Source organism: Kitasatospora sp. NPDC042419, from assembly GCF_056437345.1.
This window is the reverse complement of sequence record NZ_JBWKAW010000056.1, coordinates 19514-27182: the sequence shown is the minus strand read 5'-3', so window position 1 is coordinate 27182 and position 7669 is coordinate 19514. Positions and strand designations below refer to the sequence as shown.

The following is a 7669-nucleotide window of genomic DNA, read 5'->3' as shown; positions in this document are numbered from 1 at the left end:
AGACGACACGACACCCCGTCTCTGCCGCCGAAGCACCGACCCTATGCCTGACCAGCGGAAACGCACCAATCACTCTCGGAAAGACAACGGCTTCTAAGGATCTATGGAAGACCCTTCGGATTTGGGCAGAGGCGGCCACGGCAGGGCGCATCGACCTCGACGAGACGAACCTCTACCTGCTTACCACAGCTGAGTTGCCTGTAGGCAGCGTCGGCTATCTCCTCCAGCATCGCGACACGGGACACCGCGATGAAGCCCGAGCTCTGAAGCAGCTCTGCGATGCAGCCAAAGCCTCGAAGACCAAGAGCCAGGACCTCCTGAAGTCATTCGCTGCGCTGACCGGCATGGCCAAGCCGCTGCAGAGCGCCCTGCTTGCGCGAGTCCAGGTCGTTGGAGGTACAGAGGACATCGCCGATGTCCGGACTGCGATGCTTCGCCTCGCCGCCGTGGCCGCCGGCCACGACGCCGCCAGAGCCTTCTTGAACCGGCTGGAGGGCTGGTTCTACGACCGCGTGATCGAGCAGATGCGCACGCCAGGTGGCAGCCCTATCACTGGCGTCGAGTTCGACGAGGTATTCAGTAGCCTCCAACGACAGTTTCAGCACGACAACCTGCCGATCGACGGCGACATCACCCTCATGAGCGGCGACCCCACGGAACAGGCAAAGAAGATCTTCGTCCAGCAACTGGACCTCATCGGCGTGGGCTCCACACGCATCCGCTTCGCAGTTCGAGACTACGTGCGCGCATTTGCACAGCGCTCGCGGTGGACCAACGAGAACCTGCTGCGACCTGGTGAGATCGGCGAGTATGAGCGTCGGCTGGTGGAAGAGTGGGAAGCCCGCTTCGCTGTGATGGAGGAAGAACTCGGCCCCGAGGCCACCGAGGAGCAGAAGAAGGCTGAGGCCAAGCTCATCTACCGATGGGTCGACCAAGAAGCCCGCTTCCAGATCCGTGCCGGATGCGACGAGGTCTTCGTGACCAAGGGCTCCTACCAGATGCTCGCCGACGAGTGCCGAGTCGGTTGGCACCCTGACTTCGCCGCCCGCCTGATGCAGCTCCTTGAGCCCGTCGAGGTGCCTGGGTGAAACTCAGCCGCGAAGAGCGCGCCCTGTACAACCCCGCCTTCACCGCGCTCCTTTGCGCCCGCGCGGTCCAAGGGCACGAACAGCAGTACGGCTCCCCCTGTCCGCTGCCCGTGGCCGTCGTGGCAGGGATTATGGCCCTTCAGCCCGCGGTCAGGGCAGCCCTCCCGAGCACTCTGAACAGCGGACTGATGAAGTGGCTCGAGGCGAATGACGGCGTACGCATGGCCATGACCCGCAATGCGGCCCCCCTCGCCGCCGTGGTTCGCCCCGGCGTCCTCTTTGCCCTCCAGACCAGGACTCTGCGGGCCACAACAGAAGGACTCACCCTGGCCCTGGGTCCCACCACCAAGGGGGTCAAGGGAGCCACCGATCAGACCATCGCGATCCAGCAGGCTGCCCAGTTCCTCGGGCGCTGGCTGCCCAGCACGGGCAGCCTCAGCACAGTCCTGACCCTTCTCGGAGTCAAACCGTGACGTTCCAGATTCAATCGGTCACCATCTACGGCAAGAGGTCCGGCCAGATGCGTACCGTCTCCTTTCAGCTCGGCGCCCTAAACATCGTCACGGGTGACTCCCGACGTGGAAAGAGCGCACTGCTGACGATCATCGACTACTGCCTCGCCAGCTCCGACTACCCCGTCAAAGCGGGCAAGGTTCGCACCTACGTCAGCACCTATGGCCTCACCCTCACCAAGCCCGGTGAGCAGCTCTTCGTTGCCCGTCAGGCGCCCAAGGACAAGGCCAAGACCAGCACCACGATGTGTGTGCTCACCCAGGCCCCCGGCAGCCTGCCACCAGCCTTGGAAGATCTTCGCTTCACGACGCCCGAGGACACCGCCAAGGCTTACTTGAGCGACTTCTGCGGCATCGACAACACCGTCCGCGTACCGGCCGTCGGTAAGAACACGCTCATAGCCCCGTCCATCCGCCATGCCCTCTTCTTCTGTCTCCAGGCTCAGAACGAAGTCGCTAACCCCGATGTTCTTTTCCACTCGCAGGGCGAGGAGTGGAGGCCGAACACGATCCGGGGAGTCGTCCCGTACTTCCTCGGCGCGGTCGACCCCGAGCAGGCCCTGCTTCACAACAAGCTCCGCAACCTTCGCCGGGACTTGGCCGACAACGAGGCCAAGATCGCCGTATCCGCAGACCGAACCCCCGCCAGCGGCCAGGCCCAGGCACTCCTGATCGAAGCCGTCGAAGCCGGCTTGCTGCCCCCGCAGACCGGCGCGCAAACGGCAGACGATGTCCTTCATCTCCTCCGTCGTCTCCGAAATGACCTGGCCCACGGCGGCGCACTACGGCCCCACGCAGCCGATGGCGACCCCCTTGCGGCCCTCCACACCCGCCGAGCGGATCTGCGTCGGGACTTCGCGCTGACTCGGGCTCGGATGGCCGACCTCAAGGGCGCCCTCGCCGAGAACGACGAATTCAGCAACCAAGCCATCGAACAGCGTGCCCGCCTCACGTCCCTTGGCCTCCTCCGCCAAGACACAGACGCCAGGGATGTCCATCACTGCCCCGTCTGCAACAGCACCATCCCCTCGGCGAACGACACTATCGCCGCCCTCACGCGGGACCTCGCCCTCCTCGACGGCGATCTTGGGGTCATCCGAAACGACACCCCCGCGATCCGACGGCTCATCGCCGACCAGGAAGGCCACCTGCAAGAGCTTCGCTCAGAACTTGCCCGCAACCAGGAGCAGGTTCAGGAACTCGCCTCGAGCCTGCGCACGACCCAACAGGAGCCCGATGACCTGCGCAGGGCCGCCATCGTCCAGGGACGTATCAGCTTCTACGTCGACACGATCGCCCAACAGGCCGCAGCGCCTCGTGTCATGGACCGCCGCGACGAGCTGCGCGAGCAGATCGCAGGGCTAGAGGAACAGCTCAGCGGAAGCACGCAGGACGAGCGCCTCGCCAGCTTCCTGTCCCTGATCAACCAGGACATCAGGGCGAAAGCGATGAGCCTGGACCTGGACTTCGCGACCTCGCCTATCCGACTCGACCTCAACCGGCTCACTGTGGTGGCCGACACCACCGACGGACCAGTCCAGCTCAAGGACATGGGGAGTGCCGAGAATCACCTGGGCTACCACGTATCCACCCATCTCAGCCTCCATGAGTGGTTCTCCCGGCACCAGAGCCCCGTTCCCAACGTCTTGGTCCTCGACCAACCGTCACAGGTGTACTTCCCGGCCGAACCAACCGGCGAGGAAGTCTTGCAGACCAACGACCGCACACATCTACTGAACATTTACGAGGCCATACACCGGACGCTGGAGCAACTCGCAGGCAAGATGCAGGTCATCGTCATGGAACACGCCGACCTCGACGACCCAGTCTTCAGCCGACACGTCATCGAACGCTGGCGCTACGGCAACGATTCAGGACTCGTACCCTCGGCCTGGATGGAGTCCACGACCCCAGGCAGCTAATGAGCGGCGGGCGGATTCCCACCCCAGGGAAGTCCGTCCATGGGGGCTCTGCCACCCACCAGGCGCGGCCCCCGCTACCGAGCCGCTGACTTCGCCCGGTGAACGGCGATCAGGTCGCGGTACCAGGCGTACGAGGCCTTCGGTGTGCGCACCTGCGTCGCGAAGTCGACATGGACCAGACCAAAACGCTGGCTGAACAGTCCCTCCGCCCATTCGAAGTTGTCGAGGAGTGACCAGGTGTAGTAGCCGCGGACGTCGATGCCCTCGGCGGTGGCGTGGGCGAGAGCATCGAGGTGGGTGGCCATGAAGTCGATGCGGGGCTGGTCGGGGGTGGTGGATTCGGTCACGGAGCAGCCGTTCTCGGTGATGGTGACGGGTGGGAGGGCGGCGCCGTAGCGGGTTCGGAGGGCGAGGAGGAGTTCGGGGAGGGCGTCGGGGACGACGGGCCAGCCGAAGGCGGTATGGGGAACGTCGGGGATGTCGAGGAGGGCGAAGGGCAGGCCGGGGTCGGTGGGAGCGGCGACGCGGGTGGGGTTGTAGTAGTTGACGCCCAGGCCGGTGAGAGGGGTGGCGGCGATGAGGTCGAGGTCGCCGGGGCGGACGGCGCCGAAGATGTCGTCCGGGACGCCGAGGGCGGAGAGGTCGGGGTAGCGGCCGAGGAGGACTGGGTCGTTGAACAGGCGGTTGTGGAGGGTGTCGTATGCCTCCGCAGCGGCCAGGTCCGCGGGGGCGGAGGTAGCCGGCCGGACCGGGGTGAGGTTGTTGGAGATCAGGACGTCGAGGCCGCGCTCGTGGAGCACGGAGGCCGCCAGGCCGTGGCCGAGGAGTTGGTGGTGGGCGGCCGGGAGGGCCTCGAACATCAGGGTCCGACCGGGGGCGTGGATGCCCATCGCATAGCCGTAGACGGTGTGGACGAAGGGCTCGTTGAGGGTGATCCAGGCGGGGACGCGGTCGCCGAGGTGGTCGGCGACGAGGGCGGTGTAGTCGGCGAAGCGGTGGGCGGTGTCGCGGTTCAGCCAGCCGCCGGCGTCTTCGAGGGCCTGCGGGAGGTCCCAGTGGAAGAGGGTGGGGAGCGGGGTGATGCCGGCTTCGAGGAGGGCGTCGACCAGGCGGTCGTAGAAGGCGAGTCCGGCGGGGTTGAAGGGGCCCGCGCCGGTGGGCTGGACGCGGGGCCAGGCGATCGAGAAGCGGTAGCCGTCGAGCCCGAGGCCCTGCATCAGGGCGATGTCCTCGGGCCAGCGGTGGTAGTGGTCGCAGGCCACCGCGCCGGTGTGGCCGTCGCGGACGGCGCCGGGGCGGGTGGCAAAGGTGTCCCAGACGGAGGGTCCGCGGCCGTCCTCGTCGACGGCACCCTCGATCTGGTAGGCGGCGGTGGCGACACCCCAGCGGAAACCCACCGGCAGGTCGAAACGGTCCGGCATGGCAGCCTCCTGGATCAAACGTGAGGGAGTCTCATGTTACTGTCGCGTCGCCGTAGCGCCAGAGGGTGGCACGGCTTTCGGCCCGCAACCACCCTGCCCACGCTGACATCATGGTGGGATGACCGACTCGACACACAACAACTTCAACGGGCATGCGAGCCAGGTCATTCAAGGCCACACCATCAACTTCGTGCCCCCCCGTTCCTCCCCCGCCCGCCGAGGACGAGCTGGCCAAGCTGGTGCGCGAACAGTGGGACGACGAGGCCAATGTGCGAGGTCTGACCGGCTCGGTACCGATGGCCGTCGAGTGGGACGCACGGCAGCTCCCCGCGACCGCCGGAGCCCGCGACTCGGAGGAACGATCCGACCGGGACGAGGTCCTCGCCAGGGTCCGCGCGCTCACGCCCATCCGGCTGATCATCACCGGGCCCGGCGGATCGGGCAAGTCTTCCCTGGCGGTGCTTCTGGTACGGGAGTTACTGAAGCAGCGCAAATCCGGCGACCCCGTTCCCGTGCTCCTCTCCCTCTCCGACTGGAGTCCGGGGAAGCAGGAGAGCCTGGAGGACTGGGTCACCCGCCGCATCAGGGAGGACTACGGGGAGGAACTCGCCAAACGCGTGGGGAGAAGCCGCGCGATGTCGCTGGTGGACGGCGAGCTGATCATTCCCGTTCTGGACGGCCTCGATGAACTCATGTCCCTCCCCGGGAAGGAGGTCGCGATCGCGATCGACCGGTGGCGCGCTGACGTCGACAAGCCGCTGGTTCTCCTGTCCCGGCCGGACGCCTTCGACGCGGCCCTTCGTGCTCCCTCCGAACTCCGGAACATCCCGGTCATCCGAGCCTCCCCGATGTCCCCGCAGGCCGGGCTGAACTATCTCAGGGGAAGGTGTGATGATGGCCAACGTCTCTCCTGGGAAGCGGTCTTCGCTGAGGCCGAACGGGATCCCGGCGGTCGGGTGGCCTCCGCGCTCTCCTCACCTCTTCTGCTCTGGCTCGCCTCGCACGTCTACGCAGCAGCGGAGAGCGACCCCCGCGAGCTGCTCGACCCCGTCAGGTTCCCGAGGACCGGGGACATCGAGGGTCACCTCCTCGACGGACTGCTCCCGGCCCTCTACTCCCGGGGGCCGGCACCAGCCTCCCTGCCCGGGCCAGTCCGGGACTGGGGCGTGGAGCGAGCAACGAAGCACCACCGCTTCCTGGCACGCCAGTCGATCCGGCGGCGTACTCCGGACATCGCCTGGTGGCACCTTCGCGGAGCGTTCACCAGCCCGATGGCGTGGGGCGGACTGGTTGTCGCAGGCGTCGCGGGTTGGGGAACGCTGGCAAGCCACGGATTGGCCGCGCTCCTTTCCACCGCCGGACCCCTACAGTTCGAGCCCCCGTTCGGACCCACGGTCGACGCGCTCAATCTGGTAGCCGTGCTGGCTACCATCGCCACCGTCATCGGACGAACCGCAGCCCAGCACTCCTTCCTGGGCCTCGACGACCGCCCCCGCAGGCCTGCCGACCTGCGGACTCGGATCCTGACCGCCGCTCTCATCGCCGCCGTGGCGGGCGCGGGGATGGTCCTTCCGAGCGGCGCTGCCACGGTCCTGCTCTGCATCGCCCTCGCCGCGGTCTCAGGCGTTCTCCTGACTCGGCAGGCCGGGTACGACACCGCCACCAAGCCTCGACTGCTGCTCGCCGACGAGCGGCGGGTTGCCCTGGACGAGGCGGCGATCGTCGCACCCGCCATCGCCGGATCCGTGACAGCGTTCTTCCCCTGGACCCACAACCGTCCGCTCCTCGCCTTCGGGGCCTTCCTCGTCGCTTGGTCATGCTCGGCCTCGGCATTCGTCGCCATGAGCCGGTGGGGGCGCTGGAACTTCGCCCGGCTCGAACTGGCCCTCTGTGGCCGCCTGCCGTGGCACGTCATGACCTTCCTGGAGGACGCCCGCCGCCTGGGGGTCCTGCGTCAGGTCGGTGGCGTCTACCAATTCAGGCATGCCGAGCTCAGACAGCGCCTCGGAGAAGCACGGCCGCAAGGCCTCACGGCCGCGGCTCAGGCACCGAGCGCAGTCCTCATGCGCAGCAGCGCCCAGACACTTCGCGCGCTGTGGCGGGGCGGACTCGGCATGACGATCCCGGTCGTGGCGTTCCTCGCCTTCGCCTCCCCAGTCACTTCACGGGACGGCTTTCTCGGTGACTGGCAGCAGAGTTGGGACCTGGTGGTCAGGCTGCGATTCCACCTCGCTGCGATGGTGGCCACCCTCCTGCTCTGCACAGTCGCCCTGAGGGCCGTCGCCACCAGGCTGAAGATCGACGCCGAGGCGATCGAACTCGTCCGGGCCCGCACGGTTCGGATCCGTTGGGACAGTGTGGCCGAGGTACGGGTCCATGGTGTCGAGAGCACCGTCCTGCCGACCCGATTCCATCTGGAACTGAGGGTGGCGCCAGGCTGCGAGGTACCGAGGGCAGCCGCCACCCGCGATGGCTGGATCCGCCTGTGGGAACTCGGAGTCACCAGGACACTGCCACTGGAACTGGAGGCGGCACTGGACCTCTTCGCCGGCCACCGCTGGACGGCCACCGCATAGTGGCGAACGCCAGAAGGTCAGGTCGGACCCGGGGCGCTTGCGCCGCGCGAGCCGATGAAGCTGCGGGCTGCGCTTCGCCGCCGAAGGCTCCGCCCCGGCCCCGCCGGCTGCATCCAGACCTGAGATTGGAGAGCCACCACCGGCGGGGCC

The 7669-nt window shown here is 67.2% G+C and carries 5 protein-coding genes; 4 read left to right on the top strand and 1 reads right to left on the bottom strand.

Annotation, left to right across the window (positions count from 1 at the left end; translation table 11 throughout):
- The 3 genes from AC067J_RS42480 to AC067J_RS42470 all read left to right on the top strand — a co-directional run.
- A partial coding sequence (locus AC067J_RS42480) for an ABC-three component system protein (protein WP_478308206.1) occupies nt 1-1088 on the top strand: 1088 nt, incomplete at its 5' end.
- A complete protein-coding gene (locus AC067J_RS42475; protein WP_478308205.1) occupies nt 1085-1561 on the top strand; it encodes a three component ABC system middle component in 477 nt (158 codons plus the stop codon). The genes AC067J_RS42480 and AC067J_RS42475, both read left to right, overlap by 4 nt.
- On the top strand, nt 1558-3522 hold the full coding sequence (locus AC067J_RS42470; protein ID WP_478308204.1) for a DUF3732 domain-containing protein: 1965 nt from the start codon (nt 1558-1560) through the stop codon (nt 3520-3522). The genes AC067J_RS42475 and AC067J_RS42470 overlap by 4 nt, the downstream gene beginning before the upstream one ends.
- A 74-nt stretch (nt 3523-3596) precedes the next feature.
- Here the strand turns inward: AC067J_RS42470 and AC067J_RS42465 are convergent, their stop codons facing one another.
- A complete protein-coding gene (locus AC067J_RS42465; protein WP_478308203.1) occupies nt 3597-4943 on the bottom strand; it encodes a GH1 family beta-glucosidase in 1347 nt (448 codons plus the stop codon).
- Nucleotides 4944-5182: 239 nt separating this feature from the next.
- On the opposite strand from AC067J_RS42465, the gene AC067J_RS42460 reads away from it, so the two are divergent.
- A complete protein-coding gene (locus AC067J_RS42460) occupies nt 5183-7519 on the top strand; it encodes a hypothetical protein (protein WP_478308202.1) in 2337 nt (778 codons plus the stop codon).
- Nucleotides 7520-7669: the final 150 nt, after the last annotated feature.

Coding starts and splice junctions, on each gene's coding strand:
- AC067J_RS42465 (WP_478308203.1), bottom strand. CDS start 4,943: ATGCCGGACCGTTTCGACCTGCCGGTGGGTTTCCGCTGGGGTGTCGCC.